Raw genomic sequence first — 24762 nt, forward strand, 5'->3', positions numbered from 1 at the left:
TTTTAAATGTTAATTAATTAAATCGATTATAAAAACTAATTAGTTTTTGTTCATTGCAGATAACATTCCACCATATACACCATTTAAAGATGAAAGGTTAGATGCTAAAGATGCCATTTGCTCTTTTAATTTCTGTGCATTTTCTACTGCTTCTTCGTTGATAGCTGCTTGACGGTTTGCACTTTCCATTTGTACTTTGTAAAGGCTGTTTAAAGATTCCATTTGCGCTGCTGCTAAAGACATTTCTTCGCTATATTTCTTCTGAGCTGCCATAGAATCAACTGTTGGGCTAATACCCTTAGCTGCACCTTCGAAGTTTTTGATACTGTTACCTAAGCTAGCCATTAATTCACCATCAATTTTAGCTTCTTTAAGTAAGTTGTCTAATTTTTTAGATAATAAACCTTCAGCATCTTTAGGCTCTTCTTTTTTAACTGCTTTTTTACCAGTAGATTGACCACCAGCTAATTCTGGGTATACTAAAGACCAATCTAAGTCTGCTTGAGCTTTCTCGAATGCAGAAATTGTAAATACGATAGCTTCCACAATCATACCAATCGTTAAGATTAGTGATCCATAAGGCCAGTGCTGAATTTTGAATAATGCTCCAATAATAACGATTGCAGCTCCAAGTCCATAGACCATATTCATCGTTGAAAGTTTTCCTTTTTGTGCCATAATTTTGTTTAGTTTTTTAGTTTAAGTTAAAATGGATAATTCGTATAACTTAAGTAGGTTAATTTGATTTGGTTATTATTAAGTTTAATTAGTTGCTGCGTTTTTGGTAACCTCAGTTCCCATATAATCTTGTACAGTTCTAAAACCTATGTAACTTCTTGCTGAATCTGCATACTCGTAATCTCTAGAGCTTACTTGTAAGAAATATGCAACATCTTTCCAAGAACCACCTCTTACTACTTTACGAGAGTTTTCTGGATCATTTACATTAGGATTAATGGTTGACGAAAATTCATATGAAGCTGGATCGTAAGAACCGTTTACCCATTCTGAAACGTTACCTGCCATGTTATATAAATTGAAATCATTTGGATCGTAAGCATCTGCTTCTACAGTGTATAAAGCTTGATCTGCTGCATAATCACCTCTTAATGGCTTAAAGTTTGCCATAAAACAACCTCTGTCGTTTTTAGTGTAAGGTCCACCCCAAGGATAAGAAGCTCCTTGTAAGCCTCCACGTGCTGCATACTCCCACTCCGCTTCAGAAGGTAATCTGTATGAATTTATTGGTTGCTTTCCTTTACTTTTTTGGTAACCATTGTGGTATAATGTTCTCCATTGACAGAACGCTTGTGCTTGTTTCCAAGATACACCTACAACTGGATAATCTCCATAAGCATCATGCCAAAAATAATCATTGTGCATTGGCTCATTGTATGAATAAGCGAAATCTCTAATCCAAGCTGTAGTATCTGGATAAATTTCCACTTCTTCTTGCTGAATAACTTCAGAACGCTTTAAGCTTCTATCTTTAGCAGCCTTAGCTATGTCCATGTAAGTGTATTGAAATTTAAATTGCTTTACATCCCAAGTACGTTGACCATTATAAGATTCTTCTAATGGTAAATACATTCCGTCCATAACCTCTGCATAAAGCTCATCAGGATATTCATCTGTAGCAAAATACAATTCTGCATCACGATTAATCTTTCTTTGCTCATTACCATATGTATTTAACATATAGCTTTCGTATGCATTAAGATTGTCTGGATCCGAATCTACATAAGCAAACTCGCCTATATCACCATTACCTGGAGTCTTACCTTCTAAATCTGCCATTTCAGCTAACTTATATCTTAAGATAGAGTCACGTACCCAAAACACAAATTGACGATACTCACTATTTGTGATTTCAGTTTCGTCCATATAAAATGCACGTACTGTAGCTGTTTTTGTAGGAGCATCTTTTACACCAGCAATGTCATCATCTGATTTACCCATAATAAAAGCTCCTCCTGGTACTAAAGTCATACCATAAGGCTTCTCTGGGTGCCATTTTTTACCTTTAACACCTACTAATTGTCCGCGGTCTCCAGAATTACAACTGGCAACCAAAACCAATACAGCGGTAAGTAAAATAAATCTCTTAATATTCATAGTAACTCGAGGTTAAATTAGTCGTCCTTAATTTTAAGGTCGTAAACATATTTATATATTTTCTAAAAAACAACTTTTTTCGATTTTTTTTTACAGTTAATCCTTAAAAAATGCATTTCGTCGATAAACAAAATGTTAAAATATCGATTAACTGTTCCATTTAAAAGCTATTCTTCCTAAAGGCTTTATACCAACGTTCGGGTATTTGGCCCTGAGTAGCAAGTACATAATCGGCATGCATGCATGGTAATAACGTATGCTTTTTTAATTTATTATTAACATCTGGTAAAAAAGGAATTTCTATCCACCAACGTCCAGTTTTTAAACTTTTATAAAAAATAAGCTCATCATCTTCTACTAAAACATTGTACTTCTGAAACTCATTTTCGTTATTAAAATTATCGTCCTTAACTCTACAATTAACACCTTCTATAAAATACCATATCATTTGTGCAATAAGCATAGAGGAAGCAGAATCATTTTTAGAATTAAAATATTCGTATATCCCAAACGAAGATACCTTATTACTTATACCTGCATAACGTGTAATTGCACAAATTTCCTTACCTGAAAATCCGTTTGGAGAATACTTTAAATTATCACTTACTTCTGCAGCTCTTATAGACTTTAAATCTATAGAAACTATATGAGCATCTCTCATTAAAGGTTCTACTTTATGAATATCTGCAGATATTTCACCTAAACGATACGACTCAAAGTACAACTTCTCCATCAAGTCTATTTCTTCTTGAGAATTGAAATACGTTTGATACCCTATAGTGGAATAATTAAAAAGGTTGTACGGCTCTTCTACAATGATCTTACCAACATAACTATTATTCTTTATAGGAAGGTTAGCATCTCCCAAATCGAAATTAGTATCTACATTGACAACATTTACCATTGGCATCAAATTATCATAAGCACGATAATTTGAATAAGTTAAATCTTGGCTACCTCCTAAAATAATAGGTATAATATTCTTTTCTACCAGAACCGAAATCGCTGTACGAATGGCATAATAAGTATCTTCTACAGATTCACCAGGAAGTATATCTCCTAAATCTGCAATACTGGTGCTCCAATTTCCTGGAAATAAAGTATAAAGTGTTTTCCTTATAGAATCGAAATCAATATCAACTCCTATATAATTGACATCATTACGATTCTCTACGACTCCAATAATAGCTAACTGAACTCCTTCTAAATCTGGAATTCCATTTTGCTTAGAATGAATTTTGATTTTTTTCCCCAGCGCTTGCTGCGCTAATAGTTCTGAGTGAGCTAAAACCGCATCTGAAACAGGCGTTAGAAAATTAAAATTCATAAAGTATTACTTCTTTTTGGTGGTCGTTTTCTTCTTTGTAGTTTTTCTTGTTTTCTTTTTTGGGGCGTTTTTCTCTAGAATAGCTTTAGCTTCTTCCAAGGTCATATCAGAAACATCTACAGTTTTTGCCAACTCAACTTTCTGCTTACCTTTTATAACGTTGTGTCTTCCCCAACGCGCTTTTTCTACCCTAATTCCTTCATCTTCCCAAACATGAATAAGCTTATCCTTTTCTTTTTGGATTTTCTCTTCGATCAAAGTTACAATGTCTTCTTCAGATAAATTGTCCCAATCGTATTTTTTATTCACATTTATAAACATATTGTTCCATTTAATAAATGGCCCAAAACGTCCTTTTCCTTTTGTAACCTCTAAATCTTGATAAATATATATTGGAGCATCAGCTTTTTCCTTCTCCTTAATATATACAATAGCTTCATCTAACTCTACACTCAAAGGGTCTACACCTTTTGGCAACGAGACAAACTTTTTACCAAATCTTACGTAAGGTCCAAAACGTCCATTATTAACCTCTACCTCATCATCCTTGTAATGACCTAAAGCTTTTGGAAGCTTAAAAAGATCCATTGCCTCTTCGTAAGTAATAGTATTAAGTTGTTGATCTGGAGACAGGCTAGCAAACTGTGGTTTTTCTTCTTCGTCTACCGTACCTATTTGCACCATTGGCCCAAACTTACCCAAACGAACACTAACTTGACGACCTGTTTTTGGGTCTGTACCAAGAATACGCTCTCCGGTTTCGCGCTCAGCATTTTCCTGAACATCTTCAACCTGAGGATGAAAACCTTTATAGAAGTCTTTCATCATTGCTTTCCAATCCTCTTTACCCTCAGCTATATCATCAAAACTCTCTTCTACTTTTGCGGTAAAGTTATAATCTAATATGCTTTCAAAATGATTTACCAAGAAGTCGGTAACGATAAAACCAACATCAGTTGGCACTAACTTTCCTTTATTAGAACCTACTTTTTCTGTAAGATTCTTTTCTTTTATATTTTGGTTTGAAAAGACTAACTGCTTGTACGCTCTTTCATCTCCTTCATGTGTACCTTTTTCTATATAATTTCTATTTTGAATTGTAGAAATTGTTGGCGCATATGTTGATGGTCTACCAATACCTAATTCTTCTAACTGCTTTACTAAAGATGCTTCTGTAAATCTTGAAGGAGGTCTAGTAAAACGTTGCGTCGCTGTAATGTAATCATTAGACAGCTCCTCACCTACCTTTAAGTCTGGTAAAATACCATCTTGCTCTGCATCTTCATCATCAGTTCCTTCGAGATATACTTTTAAGAATCCATCAAAAGTTATAATTTCACCATTTGCAGAGAATTGCTCACTAACTTTTTTAGTACTGTTAATTTGAATTTTTAGGTTTGTACGCTCCAGCTTAGCCTCGCTCATCTGAGATGCTATAGCACGTTTCCAGATTAAATCATAAAGCCTAGCTTGGTCGCGTTCCACACTTACGATATGGTTTGAAAAATCTGTTGGTCTTATAGCTTCGTGAGCCTCTTGAGCACCTTTAGATTTTCCTTTATAATTTCTTGGCTCACTATATTCTGAGCCATATGCTGAGATAATTTCTTTTTCTGCTCCTTTTCTTGCTTCATCAGATAGGTTAACACTATCTGTTCTCATATAAGTTATAAGACCAGCCTCATACAATCGCTGTGCATTACTCATTGTTCTACTTACTGAGAACCCTAACTTTCTTGACGCTTCTTGTTGTAATGTTGATGTTGTAAAAGGTGCTGCTGGTGATTTTTTTGCTGGCTTTTTTTGCAAGTCAGCCACCTCGTATGTTGCTCCTTTATTATTGTTTAAAAATTCTAAAGCCTCTTCTTCTGACCCAAAGTTCTTTGGTAATTTAGCTTTAAATGATTTTCCATCCTCTGAAGTAAATTCTGCATCTACTCTATAGGATGCTTCTGGATTAAAATCTTGTATTTCGCGCTCGCGCTCTACAATAAGTCTTACAGATACAGATTGTACTCTACCTGCTGATAAACCTCCTTTAACTTTTCTCCATAAAACCGGAGACAACTCATAACCTACAATACGATCTAAAACACGTCTTGCCTGCTGAGCATCTACTAAGTTATAATCTATGCCACGAGGATTCTCAATAGCTTTATTTATTGCGCTTTTTGTAATTTCATGAAATACAATACGCTTGGTCTTTTCTTTATCTAAATCTAGCGCTTCTGCCAAATGCCATGCTATAGCTTCTCCCTCACGATCCTCATCACTTGCCAGCCAAACCATTTCGGCTTTCTTTGCTAATTCTTTTAATTTTTTTACGACATCTCGCTTGTCTTTAGACACCTTATATTTAGGATCAAAATCTCCCTCTACATCCACACCTAATTCCTTGGAAGGCAGGTCTGAAATGTGTCCAAAACTAGACTCTACTTTATAATCTTTTCCTAAAAACTTCTCTATGGTTTTAGCCTTTGCAGGTGACTCAACAATAACTAGATTCTTCGGCATTCTTCTTTTTTTTGAGGTTACAAATGTATGCGAAAATAAATTTACAATCCTAATTTGGTTTTAAATAGCCATTACTTTATTATAGTGTTTTAATATTTCAAACTAAAAAAAGCCTTGTAAAAACAAGACTTTTTTTAGTTTGATATAATACTTTTACTAGTACGTATACGTAATAGGCTCTGAATATTCATCAACATTGATAATAATTTCATTTACTCCTTCTACTTGCAACGGTGTAAGATCAAACGAACGCGCTCTATCTACAACCGCTAAACAATCTTCCGTATTTATTAAAAAGAACTTTACAAATCGTTCTGGTGGATTAGACTCTGAAACAACATCAGAATCTACCAATTGCATTCCCCATGTATTACCATCACAACCTGTAGCCGAAACCTCAATCGCAAGACAATCCTCATTAATAGACACATTATTAATAGTGTAAGAACTGGTAGCTGAATTTCCGTAAGTATAACTATCAATTGCAGCAAAACTTGCACAATTACTTTCTGGCAAAGACATACCTTCGTCATCACACTGCATATTTAAAAACAGAGCTACACATACTAAAGCCATTATCATTTTTGAATATTTCATAAGTTTATTTTTTATATAAGATGTAATTAAATGAAATGGTTGCACACCAAAATCAAAAAACTTTGTAAAAATAATAATTTGAAGCAATTATAAATTACTTTTTAAAACTGCCACTTTGTCACAGTCTACAAAATAATACTATCTTTGCATGTTTATTGACTATTTGAAAAAACAATAATTACTCACTACAGTGAGCTTTGAATAGATGGAGAAAATAATTGACGAAAACAAACAAGGTGAAGCCTTGATTTTAGACCAAAAAGACGGCAACAAAAAAAAGTTGTTTATTGAGAGTTACGGTTGCCAAATGAACTTTAGCGACAGTGAAATTGTAGCTTCTATACTGTCTAATCAAGGATACAACACAACACAAAACCTGGAAGATGCTGATTTGGTTTTGGTAAACACATGCTCTATTAGAGACAAAGCTGAGCAAACGGTTAGAAAACGCCTTAAATACTACGATAAAATCAAGGATAAAAACCCATCAATGAAAGTTGGTGTTTTAGGCTGTATGGCAGAGCGACTAAAAACTAAGTTTTTAGATGAAGAAAAAATCGTTGACTTAGTTGTTGGCCCAGATGCTTATAAAGATTTACCAAATCTTTTAGCAGATGTTGATGAAGGTAGAGATGCTATTAACGTTATCTTATCTAAAGAAGAGACTTATGGAGACATTTCACCTGTAAGATTAAACAGTAATGGTGTTAGCGCTTTTGTATCTATAACCAGAGGTTGCGATAACATGTGTACGTTTTGTGTGGTTCCTTTTACCAGAGGACGAGAGCGCAGTAGAGACCCTCAAAGTGTTATAGAAGAAGTAAACGACTTATGGAACAAAGGTTATAAAGAAGTTACCCTTTTAGGACAAAATGTTGATAGTTACTTATGGTATGGTGGTGGCCTTAAAAAAGATTTTGAAAAAGCTTCTGATCTACAAAAAGCTACCGCTGTAAATTTTGCTAATCTTCTTGAGCTGTGCGCCAAAGCACAACCTAAAATGCGTTTTAGATTCTCAACATCTAATCCTCAGGACATGACTTTAGATGTTATTGAGACTATGGCTAAGTATGAAAACATCTGTAACTATATACACTTACCTGTACAAAGCGGAAGTAATCGTATTCTTAAAGAAATGAATCGTTTACACACACGCGAAGAGTACTTTGAACTTATAGATAATATACAACGTATTATTCCAGACGTTGCTATAAGCCAAGATATGATTGCTGGTTTTCCTACAGAAACTGAAGAAGACCACCAAGATACCTTAACGCTTATGGAATACGTAAAATATGATTACGGTTTTATGTTTGCTTACTCTGAGCGCCCTGGTACACTGGCTGGCAGAAAAATGGAAGACGATGTACCTGCAGATGTAAAACAACGACGTCTTAACGAGATACAAGCGCTACAACGCAGACATAGTTTATATAGAACACAACAACATGTAGGCAAAGTAGAAGAAATTTTAATAGAAAAATCTTCTAAAAAATCTGACGAACACTGGTCTGGTAGAAACAGCCAAAATATGGTTGCTGTTTTTCCAAAAGAACATTACAAACCAGGTGACTTTGTTAACGTAAAAATATTAGACTGCACAAGTGCCACACTTATTGGTGAGGCTGTAGGCTATTCAAAAAACAACTCTTAATCAATCTTATTCATGAAAAAAATCTTATTATTACTTTGTGCATTTACTTTAGTAACAGCTTGTGAAAACGAACCTTTAGATTCTGATTTAGCTGGAGGTCCAAGCAATGGTGGCGGTAACAATGGAGGTAGCAACAGTGCAGATCTTACATTATCTATGTATGAGCTAGACACAGACACTTCTATTAATTTCTTTGGTCTTCCTATACGTACAATTACAAATTCTGACCTTAATATTTCAGACAATAAAATTGTATCAAGTACAACAGTTTTTGAATTTGAAGGAGCTCCAAACGAAACAGAAAACCAAACCTTTACTCGTAATGCTCAAGGACAAATAACAAGTAATGTATCTGTAAACTCTAATGGTACAACTACCAATGAATATATCATTACATACACCAACGGACAAATCTCACAAATTACGTACGACTATTTTGAAGATGACTTTGAAGACTACGTTTACAACTTCACATACGACGGTAACTTAATTACAAGAACTGTTGAAGGCTCAAGCATTTCTACAGTATTTACAATAGATGGGTTTGACAGAGTTATAAAAAAGGAATCTTTTGATGGTACTACTTCTATACAAGTAGAAACAATTACCTATAATGGACTTGGCAATATTAACAACAGTGTAGGCACAGGTGAGTTAGACAGTAACTATACCTATGCTTTTGACGACAATACCAACCCATTACAAGTTGTATACAACGACAATTACCTATTAAACTTTTTAAGTGATGACTATTCTGACGAAATAGGACCTATAATTGCTCAGTTTCACTCTACAAACAATTGGAATGGAGCTACATTTAACGGAGACACCTTCACTTTTGATTTAGCGTACAACACAGCCGGAAGAATTACAAGTCGTGATATTGCTTACGATTTTGGAGCTGATTTAATGATAGAAATTAACGAAAGATTTAACTACGTTAATTAAACATGGAATCCATACAAGCCATAAAACAACGCTTCGGCATTATTGGTAACGACCCTAAACTCAATCGTGCCATAGAAAAAGCCATTCAGGTTGCTGCAACAGATATTTCTGTATTGGTAACTGGAGAAAGTGGTGTTGGTAAAGAGAGTATTCCAAAAATTATACACCAACTTTCTCACAGAAAGCACGGCAAATATATTGCTGTAAACTGTGGTGCTATACCAGAAGGCACTATAGACAGTGAGTTGTTTGGTCACGAAAAAGGTGCGTTTACAGGTGCTACACAAACACGTTCTGGTTATTTTGAAGTTGCAGATGGCGGAACCATCTTTTTAGATGAAGTTGGTGAATTACCATTAACAACACAAGTACGTTTGCTTCGTGTTTTAGAAAATGGAGAGTTTATTAAGGTAGGTTCTAGTAAGGTCCAAAAAACCAATGTAAGAATCGTAGCAGCTACAAACGTTAATATGTTTGAAGCTATTAAGAAAGAAAGGTTTAGAGAAGATCTTTACTACCGTTTAAGTACTATAGAAATCAATCTTCCTGCTTTGAGAGAACGCAAGGAAGACATTCATTTATTGTTTAGAAAATTTGCAAGCGACTTTGCTCTAAAATATAAAATGCCAACAGTAAAATTAACTGATGATGCTGTTGCTTTACTTTTAAAATACCGTTGGAATGGTAACATTCGTCAATTACGAAATGTCGCAGAGCAAGTTTCTGTTTTAGAACACAACCGCACTATTAATGCAATTACACTTCAGAATTATTTACCAAACACAGGTTCTAACTTACCTGCTGTAATAAATACATCTAAATCTGAAAGTGATTTTAGCAGTGAAAGAGAAATACTTTATAAGGTTTTATTCGACATGAAAAGTGATTTGAATGACCTTAAAAAGTTAACCATGGAACTCATGAAGTCTGGAAGTGTTTCTGATGTTCAGAAAGATAACGAGCATCTTATTCAGAAAATCTATGGTAATGACGATGATGAAGATTTTGAAAACACTGTTGAAGATTTAGAAGTTCTATCTATACCTGAGCACTCTGAGGTTAACGAACCTTTATCTACTGATGTAGATGACAAATATCATTTTGCTGAAGAAATTGAGGAAGAAGAAACTTTATCGCTACAAGACAAGGAGTTAGAACTCATAAAAAAGTCTTTAGAACGCCATAACGGAAAGAGAAAACTCGCTGCATCAGAGCTTGGAATAAGCGAACGTACACTTTACAGAAAAATAAAGCAATACGATCTTTAAGAAAAGATTAGGACAATATTAGCACTATAAACAAAGCTAACACGTTCAGATAATAAAAAAACGCTACATGAGATTATTAAAATATATCAGCATACTATTTCTTTCGCTAGCACTTACTGGTTGTGGCATATATTCCTTTACTGGTGCAGACACAGGTGATGCAAAGACATTTCAAGTAAACTTCTTTCAGAATAATGCTGAATTGGTAGAACCTGGTTTAGATATAGATTTTACAAATGCACTTCAAGATTTAGTACAAAATCAAACAAGTTTAAGTTTAGTTACAACAGGAGGTGATTTACTTTTTGAAGGTGAAATTGTTGAATACAGAATCGCTCCAATGACAGCAACATCAGACAACAAAGCAGCACAAAACAGACTAACTGTAAGCGTCAATGTTAGATATTTCAACACCTTAGACGAAGAAAAGGATTTTGAACAACGTTTTTCATTTTTCTATGATTTTGATGCCAATGCTCAACTTATTGGCGGCACTAAAGATGAAGCATTTGAGGTTATTTTTGAACGATTAACTCAAGATATATTCAATGCATCTTTAGCCAATTGGTAATATATGCAACTAAAAGAATTAACATATTTACTTCAGCATCCTGAAGCTGTTACAGCGTCTCAAACCGATGCGCTCTTGACTAAAACTAATGAGTATCCTTACTTTCAGCCCTTACGTGCCTTATACCTTAAAGGTCTTAAGCAAAAGGAAAGCTTCAAATACAACAATGCTTTAAAAGTAACAGCTGCTCATACCGCAGACCGTAGTGTTTTGTTCGATTATATTACTTCTGAAGTATTTAACCAGAATGAAATTTCTAATCATATCAAACAAAATTCTGAGCATATAAAAGCTCTGGAAGTTAATGAAGCTGATGATATTTCTGTAAATAAAAGTGTTACCATTGATGATGCACTAAAAGAACACATTAAAGCAACTGAAGGTGTTTTAGACCCAAATTTATTTGAAATAAAACCTCAACAGCAACCAACCAAAAAAGAGGAAACTCCAAAAATTGAAGATTCTATAATTTCGGTTGATGTAAAAAACATAACACCAGAAGAAAAACTCAATATTGGAAAACCTCTAGAGTTTAATAAAAATGAAAGTCATTCTTTTACAGAGTGGTTAAAAATTACAAGTTTTAGACCTATTGAAAGGGAAACAGAAACTCAAACAGAAGAAACAAAAAAAGAGTACACAACGCAACCACTAGCCAATAAACTAGATCTTATTGACAAGTTTATAAGCGAAAACCCTAAGATAAAACCAGTTGCCAGTCATACACCAAAGCCCAAATTAGTAAATAATAACGATGATGTTTCTGACAGTTTAATGACAGAAACTTTAGCCAGAATTTATTTAGAACAAAAAAACTACGACAAGGCTATTCAATCTTATAAAATTTTAAGTTTGAAATATCCAGAAAAAAGTAGTTTCTTTGCAGACCAAATAAAATTGGTAGAAGAATTAAAAGATAATACTATATAAAATGTTTACAATATTTTTAATCTTAATCGTAGCAGTAGCCTTTCTATTGGTAGTAGTAATTATGGTACAAAACCCTAAAGGAGGAGGTTTATCATCTTCTTTTGGTGGCGGAGGCACACAACAATTAGGTGGTGTAAAAAAGACAGGTGACTTCTTAGACAAAAGTACTTGGTTTTTAGGTACAGCATTAATTGTTTTAATCCTTGCATCAAACTTAACTATTCCTTCAGACAACAATATTGACTCTAAAGCTTTAGACGAAAAAGAAGCTGTTGAAATGCCTGCATCAACTCCTGCAAGCACAGAAGATGCTGGTACTACTGACGGTACAGGGAATTAATAATTCCTTTTATTAACAATACTACTAAGCCAACTATATAGTTGGCTTTTTTTATGCTTCATATTTTAGGCAGACAAGTCTATCTGAAAGTTTGTCAGTCTGTTTGTCTTGGCATAATTTTCGAATAACGCTATAGCGTTAAAACAAATTTTAATTAATCAAAAATATTATAACAAATGGCTTTAAACATTAAACCTTTAGCAGACAGAGTTCTTGTAGAACCAAAGGAAGCTGAGACAAAAACAGCTTCTGGTATTATTATTCCAGATAATGCAAAAGAAAAACCGCAAAAAGGGACTGTTGTTGCTGTTGGCAATGGCAAGAAGGATGAACCTTTAACCGTTAAAGTTGGCGATACTGTACTTTACGGAAAGTATGGTGGCACTGAGTTAAAGTTAGAAGGTAAAGACTATTTAATAATGCGCGAAAGCGACATTTTAGCAATTGTTTAAAAACTTTAGCTATTAGCCCTTGGCTTTTAGCACCTAAAATCAATTAATAAACTTATAAGCCTATAGCAAATAGCTAGAGGCAAAAAGCTAAAAATTAAAAAAAAATGGCAAAAGATATAAAATTCGATATTGAAGCACGCGACGGACTAAAACGTGGTGTTGATGCTTTAGCAAACGCAGTAAAAGTAACTTTAGGACCAAAAGGACGTAACGTAATTATTGGTAAATCATTTGGTGCACCTCAAGTAACCAAAGATGGTGTTTCTGTAGCTAAAGAGATTGAACTAGAGGATGAGCTAGAAAACATGGGAGCTCAAATGGTAAAAGAAGTTGCCTCTAAAACTAACGATTTAGCAGGTGATGGTACAACAACTGCAACTGTTTTAGCACAAGCTATCGTAAAAGAAGGCTTAAAAAACGTTGCTGCAGGCGCTAACCCAATGGACCTAAAACGTGGTATTGACAAAGCTGTAGAAACAATTACTGCAGACTTAGAAAAGCAAGCAAAAAAAGTAGGTAACTCTTCTGAAAAAATTCAGCAAGTGGCCTCTATTTCTGCTAACAATGATAATACTATTGGTGAGCTTATCGCTGAAGCTTTTGGAAAAGTTGGGAAAGAAGGTGTAATCACTGTTGAAGAAGCAAAAGGAACAGATACTTATGTAGACGTTGTAGAAGGAATGCAGTTTGACAGAGGTTATTTATCTCCTTATTTTGTGACTGATGCTGATAAGATGGTTGCAGATTTAGAAAATCCATACATTTTATTATTCGATAAGAAGATTTCTAACTTACAAGAAATTCTTCCAATCCTAGAACCAGTTGCTCAATCTGGTCGTCCGTTATTAATCATCGCAGAAGATGTAGAAGGACAAGCTTTAGCTACTTTAGTGGTTAATAAATTACGTGGTGGTCTTAAAATTGCAGCAGTAAAAGCTCCTGGTTTTGGAGACAGACGTAAAGCTATGTTAGAGGATATTGCAATCTTAACTGGTGGTACTGTAATCTCTGAAGAAAGAGGTTTCTCATTAGAAAACGCTGATCTTTCTATGTTAGGTACTGCTGAGTCTGTAATGATAGACAAAGACAACACAACTATCGTAAATGGTAACGGAAATACTTCAGACATTAAAGCTAGAGTTAACCAAATTAAAGCTCAGATAGAAACAACCACTTCTGACTATGATAAAGAAAAACTGCAAGAGCGTTTAGCAAAATTAGCTGGTGGTGTTGCTGTATTATATGTTGGCGCAGCTTCTGAAGTAGAAATGAAAGAAAAGAAAGATCGTGTTGATGATGCTTTACATGCTACACGTGCTGCTGTAGAAGAAGGTATTGTTGCTGGTGGAGGAGTTGCTTTAGTAAGAGCTAAAAAGACTTTAGAAAAAATCACTACAGATAACCTTGACGAAACTACAGGTGTACAAATCGTTAATAAAGCGATTGAAGCTCCTTTAAGAACTATTGTTGAGAACGCTGGTGGTGAAGGATCTGTAGTTATCAATAAAGTGTTAGAAGGCAAAAAAGACTTTGGTTACGATGCTAAGTCAGAACAATACGTAGATATGCTTAAAGCTGGTATTATAGACCCTAAGAAAGTAACGCGTATTGCTTTAGAAAATGCAGCTTCTGTAGCTGGTATGATCTTAACCACAGAGTGTGCTTTAGTAGATATAAAAGAAGATGCTCCTGCAATGCCACCAATGGGTGGAGGCGGAATGCCAGGAATGATGTAGGTCGAACACTTCGGCAAGCAATAAACTCAATGTTTTAGATAGAATTGTTGAGTTTGAATAGTAAAGACAAAAGCCTTTGATTTTCATCAAAGGCTTTTGTCTTTACAGAATATATTAAATTGAAATTTAATTAAATATAAAAACCACCTCTTTTGGAGGTGGAATCTCAATCAATTTACCAAAAAAATTAGGCTTATATACAATAAGCCAACCACAAAATTACTTCTTCTTTGGAGAAGCCTGTGGAGTCTTCTTAGGCGCTTGTTTAGGCGCTGAAGACTTGCCTTTAGACTGTGTTTGTCCCATAACTTATATGTTTTAAAAGAACATATTAAAGGTATAGAAAAAGCAAATCCGTGATATTTTCGTTGGCAAATATTTAACTAAAATTTAGAGAAAGAATGCAAACTAACGCATCACTATTTTCTCTGATAAACTAACTCCTGATTTTAACTTTAAATCTATGATATAAACACCGGTACTACACTCTTGTAGTTTAAGGCCTTTTTCTATTTTTGAAACAGAAACCTCATTGTAACTCTGCACTTTTTGTCCTACGATATTAGTTACAGACAATTCAGACACATCTTCTTGCAGTCCTTTAGCATATAACACATTGGTACCATTAGCTACAAATATTTTTACATTTTCACCTTCAAAATCATCTACTGAAAGAGATTCTTCTTGAGAAAACACAATTTTAAATCTATCATTAATCTCTCCTGCCACATCTGATAAAAACTCATAATCAGAATTTTTTAAATCAATATAAATATTGTTGTGTACATCATACAAGTATATATTTATATCATCTGATATATTTTCGGTTTCTACCATTTCTAATGTAAATGTTTCTACACCATCACTATTTAAAACCAAGCTGACTTCTTTTTCTGGAGTTATAGATGAGTATGATTGAATAACATAATGCTCACCATTAAGAACAGTAGTTAAATCATTTGTGTTTGCATTATCTATTTTGGCATCGTAACCATAATCATATCCATCTGTAGTTACATCGCTGAATGCCAATGCAAGTTCTCTAGATACTCCATTACTAATGGTTAATTTTAGTTTAATTAATTGAATTGTGTCTTCTTCAGCGTCTGTTGATGCTGTATTATTTACCTGATTAGCAGATCTAAAAAACACAGATTCGTTTAAATCTTCTTGCTTAAATATTCTCTGACCATTGTTAAACTCTACAGTTCCATCTGCTATAATTTCAGTCATAAAACCTTGTCCAACAGGAAGATATCTTGTAGGTGTTTTTGTTCCGCTTTGTACACCTGTATCGTTACCTAATACTCCTTCAAATTGATACGCTCTCACTTTTGCGGCTTTATTCAAAATAGCATAACCACCTTCATATTCATCTAAAGCATGAGAATTTCCAGACCATTGCTCCCATAAATATATCACTCCATTTGTTACAGCAACATTATCATCTATAAATTGATGAGCATCTATAGCCGAAGGATAAGGATTACCCAGCAAGTATTCTGTTTTAGAAACGCCTGGCACAGAACCTAAACCACCAACATCTGTAACACTTATTAGTACATCTCCATTATTTGGCTTGCCAGAAAAGATATACTCATAATCTAAACCTGCTGATCCTGGTCCTTTTTGTGTATATCCTGTTCCTGCAGGAATATTAGTAGAAGGTGCCAAAGCTTGCCAATCATTATACGATAGTCCGTTTACATAGGAGTACAACCAGTATGTACTCACTGTTACAGGCGAAGTAAGTGGCACATTATAACTACCTACAAATTGCACACTACCTGCAGAATCCTCTAACATAGATAGGTTAAAGTCGGTATTATTACTAATACTACTCTGCTGACCAACTGGCGAACTCCAATAATTATACCTATACATACTGGCATGACCTTGTTGTCTTCTTAAAATCTTACCTGCACTTGTAACTGCTAGTTCGCTTTTATCAGATTGAATTAATTGAGAATCCTCCATTAAATCAATTGTTCCATTAAGCTCTAGATACAAAGAGTTATTTAACTCATTTGTGCCATTTATAGTTAATGTTTTATTAGCATCGACTATAAGTCCTAAATGATTGTGTGAGGCAGATGTGCTTATATCATTTTTTACATGGACTATTGCCCAATCTTTATTTGGTAAGTCTGTAATATCCCAAACACTACCATTTTCCCATGTTGAAACATCGGTCCACAAACCATCGCTTACGGTTGTATAAGGCATAGGAGCTCCTTGAGCTAATATTGAACTAGACGCTAAATTAAATGCATAGCCATTAGAAAGACCATTAGAGCCATCTATGATACGGTTACCTCTAATAGCATTAAGTGTATAATAAAGTGATAATGAAGACCAGTCTACCGTAGCATCTGTCACAGTATCTGTTATATCCTTAGGGATTACTGAGCCTGAAACTTTACCAGAACCATTTACTATTTCTTGGTAAACCATTTGTTGTATTTGCTCATCTTCTAGCGCAACCGAAAAAACCCTGACCTCATCTATTTCACCTTCAAAATTATCGCCACTTAAAATTGAAGTTACATCACCACCTATATTAAAACTTGCTGCTGTTGTTACGCCTAATAAGGTATTACCAGAAACATCTATTAAAGAGTCTACAAGCTCACCATCAAAGTACATCTTAACGTTGCCATTTTTAAATGTCGTTGCTATATGATGCCATGACTGAGATGTATTTCCTATACCTGATTGTGTGAGATTAAGTCCGCCAACAAGGTTTCCTGCAAAATCGACACTTAAATCATCACCTAATACAGACAAACCTATAACTCCAGGCTGACCAATGATACCTGTTTGTAACAACTCTGTATCATTTGTGCGCTTTACCCAACACATTATAGTTACTTCTGGCAAACCACTAAGATCTAAATTAGTTTCTACAATATCATCTACACCATCAAAAAGCAGAGAAAATGCACCCGAAAGCACATTTGGCTCTGCTATAGTAAAAAACTGACCATCTTCTAAGTCAATAAGGTTAAAGGTTAAAATTTTAGTTGAGGAATTATATGAGCCTTGGTAGTTTTTAAAATTATTTAATCCAGTATTATCTGCAACATATAAATCTAAATTTGCTGCTACTGCATCTGATATCGCTGTAGATGATAAGTCAAAATCTAATTGCATGTTGCCTGTATCTGCAAGAGTTTCACTTACTTTCCATAATCTGTTTAGCATAGACACTGTTCTTCCTGGTGTACCTGTAGATGTTAATGTTGCAGGCAAACCATTGTTACCGACTAACAAAAATCCATTGTCTGTACTTAAGCTTCCTGCCTCACCTTCTAAAGTAAGAATATCTGTAGTTACCTGACTTGTTGTTGCTGACTTTGTTTGTAACAGCCCAGACAAATCATCTCTTCCTAGTCCCATAACATTGTATCCAAATCCTGCATTTGTTGTACCATCCCACACAACAGTGCCTAAAGAATTGTAATAATTGTTACTTGTTCCGAGATATGTAATTGGACTACTTGTCCCTAATGCTGAATCCCATAACTCATCATTTGCTCCTAGAGTAATACCATACTTTATTGCTAAATAAGACTCTATTTTTTGTCGTTCTACAAGTGTTAAAAACCTATCATAAACAATAATTTCTGCTATATCTCCATGATACTCTTCATCAGAGCCTGTGTTACCTGTATTTCTTCTCGCACCAACTAGAACATCTGAAGTCGACGATGTACCAGAACCTGTACCATCATTAATATCTATACCATCTACTACTCCATTAACATAAGACGTTAACCGTAATAATGGATCTACATCTACAGAGACTATACCTGTATTTATTTTAGGTTCATTTTTGACATGAAATGTGCCAGATTTTTGACCTCCATCGACAATGCTTTTTCCTAAAGTATAATTTGCTACTCTATCTACATCATCATACCATAATTGAAAGTTTCGGTTGGTATTGTCTCCTTTAGAAATTACTGTACCTCCAGTAATTTCTCCTGAAGTTGTAACTACAATAACAGACAATGTTTGTAATGAGGGATCTATGTTTAAGGCTAATGGTGTTCCGTAGTTGTAAAAATTATTTCCATTAAAAGTAATAACCGGATTAAAATTTAAACCATCTGCTGTATATTGTGCATCAGTTGTACCATCTGAAGTACCTGTAATATTATTAGGGGATTGGTCTGTCCAAGAATCTACATCTGTTCCAGAAAGTGTAACTCCACTATCGGCTTTTAACCAAATTTGAAGACCTGAAGATACATTTCCAGGATTTTGGGCATGTACATTAATCACAAAAAATAATACATAAAGCAGTTTGAAGGGTAGGTTTGATTTCATAAGCCAACTTAAAATTTTAGTGTGCTTTTGGGCACGGATTAATTTTTACTGTTGTCATTAATTAAGGGACTCAAACCTATTTAACAAGCCGCTTATTTTAATATAAAATACGTTTTTTATCGATAAATTGCATTTTTTATAAATCTTTTTCCTACATATTGTAATTATTGTATTACAAATTTATACGCTATCATTTCACGACGCAAGTACCTGATAATGAAATTAAAAATTAAAATTATTTCAATTTTATTTAAAAAAAAGACTAAAAAAGCAGATAAAAAATTACTATTTCATAAGGCTTGTATAGCTTCTTGATAAAACATGTATTAAAAAGAATAAAGCCATACCAAAAAGGCTAACATGTGTACTTTTTAGATAATAATGTGATCTAAAATGCAGCTTTCAAAAAATCAAAAATTTGAACACAAAAAAAGCCTGAACTCAATGTTCAGGCTTTTTCTTTATGAATTTGTATTTAATTCTTTTTTGATTTCTTTTCTTCTTTATGATCATCTACAATTTCCTTGTCTCTATATCTACAACAAGGATGTACAGAATCATAAGCTTCATCTGTCGCTTTTATTTCTTTGGTATCGTGACCTACAGCTGCAATGTTTTTTGAAATCGTTTCTAAATTTGTTTTTCTTTCATCATACATCAGCTTTAGCTCATGAGTATCAATACTCCATACTGCAGATTTTACACCTTTAGTTCTTATAGCTGCCTTTTCTATTCGTTCCTTACACATACCACAAACACCATCTACTTCCATAGAAGCTTTGGCATTCTTATTTTGGGAAAATGTTACTGTAGTAATTAATAATGTGAATATTAAAATTATTTTTTTCATTTTGTTTTTTCATTTTAGACACTTCGACTGCGCTCAGTGTGATAATTAGTTTATTATTTTAAGCCTTCTTTTGGAAAAATTTGGATGGGATCTATTTTATTCTGTAACGTAATCCTGCGTAATACATACTTCCAAATATTGGGCCATACACATAATTACTATCAAAATTTGCTCCAAAAGGATCATCTTCACTAATGATAGGATTAGACTGCCTTACATTAGTTACATTTTCTCCACCTAAATATACTTCAAAATTAGGAGAAAACACCTTTGTTACCTGTAGATTTAATGTTCCTACTGTAGGCGAATAATCATCTAATTGATATTCTGAAGGGCTTAAATCTGTGCTAGGAAAGCGTTGAGCATCTAACCAGTTGTACGTTGCATCAAACTTCCATTGCTTTGCATTATCCTTTACGTGTGTTTCGTATGAAGCATTTGCAAAGAAACGATGCGTTGGTACTAAAGGCTTTTCTAACTTACCCGAATTGTAATCTGTTTTAACATCGTAGTATTTGTATGCTGTTCGAATATCAAAGTGTTCAAAAGGATTATAGTTAAATTCAAACTGAAAGCTATTAGCGTAGCTATCTCCTTCAAGATTATAGAAATTGATTTCATAAGGGTTTTCCCAATCTACAACAACTTGATTCTGAAAATCTGTTCTGTAAAAATCAAAGGTTACGTCTGCTTTTCTTCCAAAGAGATTAAATCCTTGTAAGTAACTTACTCCATAATTCCATGCCACTTCAGGATCCAAACCATAAATTTTCCCTCCAGAATTTAAAATATTAATCTGTCTAGAACTGGAAAACATATTTTGGTTTTCGGCAAAAATATTAGCACTACGCTTTCCTCTTCCGACAGAAAAACGCAACGCTGATTTTTCCCATGGTGTGTATCGTACATGCAAACGAGGTGTTACAAAAAAGCCTAGTCTATTGTGCTGATCTACTCTTACTCCTGCTGTCATAGATAATTTATCTAAATTATCGTAAGAATACTCAAAGAAACCTCCAACAGAATTCTCTGTACGCTCATAAGTTGAGGCATTTACCAATTCGTCATAATGATCGTAAGTAAAACTTAAACCTGTTTTTACTTTGTGTCTAGAGTCTGAAATTATACTGTTATAGACCACATTTGAATAAAAACTATTATGCTGAATGTCATACAAATTAAGCCCAAAATATGAATCTTGATCGTGATGGCTAAATGCTGTTTGAAATCCAATACTTTGATGAGGAATTTCGGGATTAACGTAACCTAACTTTGTAGTGACCTCAAAACGCTCTGTATTAATCTCACTTCCCCAAAAGTTAGTCGTTCCTTTATCTGTATCTGGATTAAAGTCTAATTGGCCTGCTTGAGTATTGTCATTTAAATATCTTAAGTTTATAAAACTAACGACTCCCTTTTCTGCATTTGTATACTGCCAACGGTTCATTACGTTAATCTGCTCTTTTAGAGGAACATCTAAGAACGTATCGTCATTTTTATCAAACTTTTGATCTCTCATATTGCCATGAACATACAAGCCTGTACTCCATTTATCAGAAATCTTTTGATTTATATGCGTGTTTAATTCTAATCTGCCATTAACACCTGCATAGGCATTAACAAATAACCTGTCATCTGAAACTGGCTTTACCATTTCGGCATTTATCTGGCCTGCAATACTTTCAAAACCATTAACAACACTACCAGCGCCTTTGGTAATTTGAATACTCTCTACCCAAGTACCTGGTATAAAACTTAATCCATAAGCTTGCGAAGCGCCTCTAATAGCTGGTATATTTTCTGTAGCTATTAATATGTATGGAGATTTTAAACCCAGCATTTTTATTTGCTTTGTTCCTGAGACAGCATCAGCAAAATTAACGTCGATTGAAGGATTGGTTTCAAAACTCTCAGAGAGGTTACAACAAGCAGCTTTTAACAATTCATCAGAGCTAACTGTAAAGGTGTTAGTCGCTTGCAAATAAGACTTAACAGTAGCTTGTTTTCTAGAAGTTATTGTTACCGCATCTAACTCTTCTGATGCTTGTAACACATGTTTTATGTACTTATTCTCTGTAACATCTATAGTATCTATTTTAAAACCTACATAGCTTATTACTAACTTAGTAAAAGAAAATTTATACGGTAACGCAAATGTTCCGTCATCATTTGTAATAGTTCCTACAGAAGAGCCTAACCAATATACATTGGCGCCTGGCAATGGATTTTCTCCATTATCTGAAGATTCTAATACAATACCCTTTAACTGGTCTTCTTGAGAAAAAGACAACACAGGCAAAATCACTGCAATAATTAAGATTAACTTTTTCATACGGCATAGGTATTAACTAGCATTATTACAGCCATTATTATCATTATTGCATTTTCTATAAATGTTGCCTTTGTCATAGGTAACTTTAAAGCCGTACCTAAACATGCACATTGAATAGATTTTTTATCGAGTAAGGTTTTTGTAACTCCTATTGTTGTGATTCCTAAAACAACTAAAGTTATTATAAGAGCTGCACTTGTCTGAAAGCGCATTAAAAACATTAAACCTAAAGCGACTTCTATAAAAGGATATACCCAACCGTAAGCAGGTACTGCCTTAGCTAAAGGATCGTACATTCTAAAACTTTCTGGAAACCCTTTAAGATCTAAAAGTTTAAAAAAGCTAAACACAATATAGAATAAGCCCATAAAATCTAGCATAAAGCTATTGGTATTCCATGGATTTCTATTTAAAAGTATTGATGCTACTGTAATATAGCCTATAATTAAGAATAAAGGCATTAACTGTCTTAACTCACTCTTCTCTTCAACTGATTTTACAGAACTAAATACGTTTTTAGTTGCCTGCTCTGTTATAGTATATTTATCTGATAATGCATTTTGAAGTGTATCTACTTCTATATGCTTACTCATGGTTATGGTTGCAGTTTGGCTTTGTAGTTCTACGTCTACTTTAGTAACATTTGGTAATGCAGACAAAGTTTTTTCTACCGAAGCTCTACAACCGTTACAGGTCATACCTGTAACATTGTATGTATGTGTCATTATTTGTTTGTTTTATATTTTAATAATTGATATTAAACCACTTGTAGCTACAAGCAACTTAAGCTTTCAAGAAAAAATATAAAATCAAATTAGGTAAGTCTCGTCCAAGACGTGTATGTCTTTTATGAGTGTTACTGAGGAATAATCCTTATGCGGAATTGTAAGCTTTGGTATGCTTTCAAATAAAGCTACATAAGAATATGTGTAGGCATATAAGACTTGTTTTTGGATATCGTCTAAGTCTTCAAACTTATTTATAGTGATATCACTAAGACCTTCAAAAACGTCTATCTCGTCTTTACAACACGATTTTTTTAAAACTTCATTAGTGCCATCACTAATATTAATAATATCATCGGAGCATTTTTCTACTTCAGTAAATACAGCAACATCAATTAACACACCACCACAAAAATGTTGTTGTATGGTTAATGACAATGTAGATACTAACACTACTAGAGATAGTATAATTGAAAATACTTTATGTGATATTGATAGTTTCACGCTACAAAATTACAAAATTATTGAAACATGATTTAAGTTTATGAAATTCTTAACGATTCAATTTATAGTAATAAAACGCTGGTAATAATAAAATTAAACCTATTGGTTGAATTAAAAATCTCCTAACATTAAAAAACAAGTAGTAATCTTCTTGCTTTGGGTTAATTACAAAATAAATAAAAGGAATTAGCAGTAGTACATAGGCTATAGTGTACAGTAAAACCGAAAACTTAATCATTATCTTGTCCTTAAAAATTAGATACAAAATTCCTAAAGAAGCCAAGGTATTAAGTACATACCTAAAACTTGTGTAAAGCACTAATTTGGCCACTTCTCTCCTTGGATTATCGATATAGAGATAATCGTTTTCAAAAAAAGTAAGATATGGATCGTAAAACAAGTAATCTTCAAAAGCTCTAATTGCCACTAAAACAAACAGTAATAGAACTACCAATATGTAACGCGTAAGTTTAGGCATTGGCTTTGGTGTTTTTAGAAAATCGGTTAACCCAAAACATCCAAAGTAAAAATACTGTGCCGTAGATTAACATCGGAAAAACAACACTATGCAAGACTTCTTTTCTCCATGGATAATGGTACAATCCTACAGACAAAATAACAATGCGAATAACATTAAAAGCATAAATGATGATGCTCCCTGCAAAACAATAGAAAAATGTTGTTTTAAATTTCTCTGCAAAGGCAATAACAAATGATAGAAATAAAATAATAATACTAACAGCATTACAACCTTCTATAACTCTTGCTAAATATTTTCCGTTAATAATCAATTTCATAGAAGGCTCATCTGGATGTGGTAAAACAAATGCCTCATAACCTATAGCATTGAGTATAGAATTGGCTTGCCTGGCTACCAAATTGGTCATATAATCCGGATAGTAAATAGAACCGTCAGAAAATTTTAGATATAAGTTATAACCAATAGTTAACACTCCATACACCAACAAAAATGTGAGTATGAATTTTATAACGAGTTTATATTTTATTAAGAGTTCTTTCAAAAAAAATTTCTGTAAGCAGTTGTTAAATTTATGAAAACCCTAATTTATAATTCAAGCTTTTAGATATTTTTGCAAAAAAATTGCAGTTATGACTTTTGAAACTCTAAAACCAGAAATAAAATCAATAGTATCTAATGCAGATTACACTACAGACGAGCGTCTATTAAAAATCTGCGAACTTCTTGAAGCTAATGTAGATTATTACAACTGGGTTGGTTTCTATTTTAAAAATGGCGACAAAAACGAGTTAAAACTTGGACCTTACGTTGGTGAACCAACTGACCACACCATCATTCCGTTTGGTAAAGGTATTTGTGGACAAGTTGCTGTGAGTAATGAAAACTTTGTAGTGCCAGATGTGTCTGCGCAAGATAACTACATAGCCTGTAGCATTACTGTAAAAGCTGAGATTGTAATTCCAATTTTTGTAAATGGTGAAAATATTGGACAAATAGATATAGATTCTAATACTCCAGATCCATTTACTGAAGCTGATGAACGCTTTTTAGAGTTTGTTTGTGCGGAAGTAGCAAGTTTACTTTAAC

21 protein-coding genes are annotated in these 24762 nt (G+C 33.8%); 9 read left to right on the forward strand and 12 right to left on the reverse strand.

The window, feature by feature from the left end; translation table 11 throughout:
• Positions 1-39: 39 nt before the first annotated feature.
• The 5 genes from porL to P7122_RS02040 form a co-directional block, all read right to left on the reverse strand.
• The gene (gene porL / locus P7122_RS02020) at positions 40-678 is read right to left on the reverse strand and encodes a type IX secretion system motor protein PorL/GldL (RefSeq protein WP_278004101.1); all 639 of its coding nucleotides are present in this window, start codon (positions 676-678) and stop codon (positions 40-42) included.
• 84 nt (positions 679-762) lie between these two features.
• Entirely contained in the window at positions 763-2109 is a 1347-nt protein-coding gene (gene porK / locus P7122_RS02025) for a T9SS ring complex lipoprotein PorK/GldK (RefSeq protein WP_496196791.1), read from the reverse strand.
• A 166-nt stretch (positions 2110-2275) separates the two neighbouring features.
• A complete protein-coding gene (locus P7122_RS02030; protein ID WP_278004103.1) occupies positions 2276-3442 on the reverse strand; it encodes a formimidoylglutamase in 1167 nt (388 codons plus the stop codon).
• Positions 3443-3448: 6 nt separating this feature from the next.
• Positions 3449-5956 carry a type I DNA topoisomerase gene (topA, locus tag P7122_RS02035; protein WP_278004104.1) on the reverse strand — a complete coding sequence of 836 codons (2508 nt, stop codon included), beginning with the start codon at positions 5954-5956 and terminating at the stop codon, positions 3449-3451.
• A gap of 156 nt (positions 5957-6112) precedes the next feature.
• Positions 6113-6553, reverse strand: coding sequence for a hypothetical protein (locus tag P7122_RS02040; RefSeq protein ID WP_278004105.1), 441 nt, complete (start codon positions 6551-6553; stop codon positions 6113-6115).
• Positions 6554-6758: 205 nt separating this feature from the next.
• On the opposite strand from P7122_RS02040, the gene miaB reads away from it, so the two are divergent.
• The 8 genes from miaB (at position 6759) to groL (ending at position 14452) form a co-directional block, all read left to right on the forward strand.
• Positions 6759-8207 carry a tRNA (N6-isopentenyl adenosine(37)-C2)-methylthiotransferase MiaB gene (miaB, locus tag P7122_RS02045; protein WP_278004106.1) on the forward strand — a complete coding sequence of 483 codons (1449 nt, stop codon included), beginning with the start codon at positions 6759-6761 and terminating at the stop codon, positions 8205-8207.
• Between the two features lie 12 nt (positions 8208-8219).
• On the forward strand, positions 8220-9155 hold the full coding sequence (locus tag P7122_RS02050; protein ID WP_278004107.1) for a hypothetical protein: 936 nt from the start codon (positions 8220-8222) through the stop codon (positions 9153-9155).
• 2 nt (positions 9156-9157) lie between these two features.
• On the forward strand, positions 9158-10423 hold the full coding sequence (locus tag P7122_RS02055) for a sigma-54 interaction domain-containing protein (RefSeq protein ID WP_278004108.1): 1266 nt from the start codon (positions 9158-9160) through the stop codon (positions 10421-10423).
• Positions 10424-10490: 67 nt separating this feature from the next.
• Positions 10491-10994, forward strand: coding sequence for an LptE family protein (locus P7122_RS02060; RefSeq protein WP_278004109.1), 504 nt, complete (start codon positions 10491-10493; stop codon positions 10992-10994).
• 3 nt (positions 10995-10997) lie between these two features.
• A complete protein-coding gene (locus P7122_RS02065; protein WP_278004110.1) occupies positions 10998-11924 on the forward strand; it encodes a DUF8458 domain-containing protein in 927 nt (308 codons plus the stop codon).
• A 1-nt stretch (position 11925) separates the two neighbouring features.
• Positions 11926-12264, forward strand: a complete 339-nt coding sequence (gene secG / locus P7122_RS02070) for a preprotein translocase subunit SecG (protein ID WP_278004111.1) — start codon at positions 11926-11928, stop codon at positions 12262-12264.
• 176 nt (positions 12265-12440) lie between these two features.
• Positions 12441-12716, forward strand: coding sequence for a co-chaperone GroES (locus P7122_RS02075; protein ID WP_278004112.1), 276 nt, complete (start codon positions 12441-12443; stop codon positions 12714-12716).
• A gap of 104 nt (positions 12717-12820) precedes the next feature.
• On the forward strand, positions 12821-14452 hold the full coding sequence (gene groL, locus P7122_RS02080) for a chaperonin GroEL (protein WP_278004113.1): 1632 nt from the start codon (positions 12821-12823) through the stop codon (positions 14450-14452).
• 408 nt (positions 14453-14860) lie between these two features.
• On the opposite strand, the gene P7122_RS02085 is transcribed toward groL, so the two are convergent.
• The 7 genes from P7122_RS02085 to xrtF form a co-directional block, all read right to left on the reverse strand.
• Entirely contained in the window at positions 14861-18784 is a 3924-nt protein-coding gene (locus P7122_RS02085) for a LamG domain-containing protein (RefSeq protein WP_278004114.1), read from the reverse strand.
• A gap of 475 nt (positions 18785-19259) precedes the next feature.
• Positions 19260-19634 (reverse strand): heavy-metal-associated domain-containing protein, encoded by a 375-nt coding sequence (locus tag P7122_RS02090; RefSeq protein WP_278004115.1) that lies wholly within the window; start codon positions 19632-19634, stop codon positions 19260-19262.
• 91 nt (positions 19635-19725) lie between these two features.
• Positions 19726-21966, reverse strand: a complete 2241-nt coding sequence (locus P7122_RS02095) for a TonB-dependent receptor (RefSeq protein WP_278004116.1) — start codon at positions 21964-21966, stop codon at positions 19726-19728.
• The gene (locus P7122_RS02100; RefSeq protein WP_278004117.1) at positions 21963-22691 is read right to left on the reverse strand and encodes a heavy metal translocating P-type ATPase; all 729 of its coding nucleotides are present in this window, start codon (positions 22689-22691) and stop codon (positions 21963-21965) included. Before P7122_RS02100 ends, P7122_RS02095 begins: the two co-directional genes overlap by 4 nt.
• A gap of 84 nt (positions 22692-22775) precedes the next feature.
• Positions 22776-23195, reverse strand: a complete 420-nt coding sequence (locus P7122_RS02105) for an HYC_CC_PP family protein (protein WP_278004118.1) — start codon at positions 23193-23195, stop codon at positions 22776-22778.
• A 49-nt stretch (positions 23196-23244) separates the two neighbouring features.
• Complete coding sequence (locus tag P7122_RS02110) at positions 23245-23673, reverse strand: exosortase F system-associated membrane protein (protein WP_278004119.1); 429 nt, start codon at positions 23671-23673, stop codon at positions 23245-23247.
• Positions 23666-24217, reverse strand: a complete 552-nt coding sequence (gene xrtF, locus P7122_RS02115) for an exosortase family protein XrtF (protein WP_278004120.1) — start codon at positions 24215-24217, stop codon at positions 23666-23668. Before xrtF ends, P7122_RS02110 begins: the two co-directional genes overlap by 8 nt.
• Before the next feature lie 88 nt (positions 24218-24305).
• On the opposite strand from xrtF, the gene P7122_RS02120 reads away from it, so the two are divergent.
• A complete protein-coding gene (locus P7122_RS02120; protein ID WP_278004121.1) occupies positions 24306-24761 on the forward strand; it encodes a GAF domain-containing protein in 456 nt (151 codons plus the stop codon).
• Position 24762 lies beyond the last annotated feature (1 nt).

This window comes from Winogradskyella marincola (assembly GCF_029624125.1).
In the GTDB taxonomy this organism is placed as follows: domain Bacteria; phylum Bacteroidota; class Bacteroidia; order Flavobacteriales; family Flavobacteriaceae; genus Winogradskyella; species Winogradskyella marincola.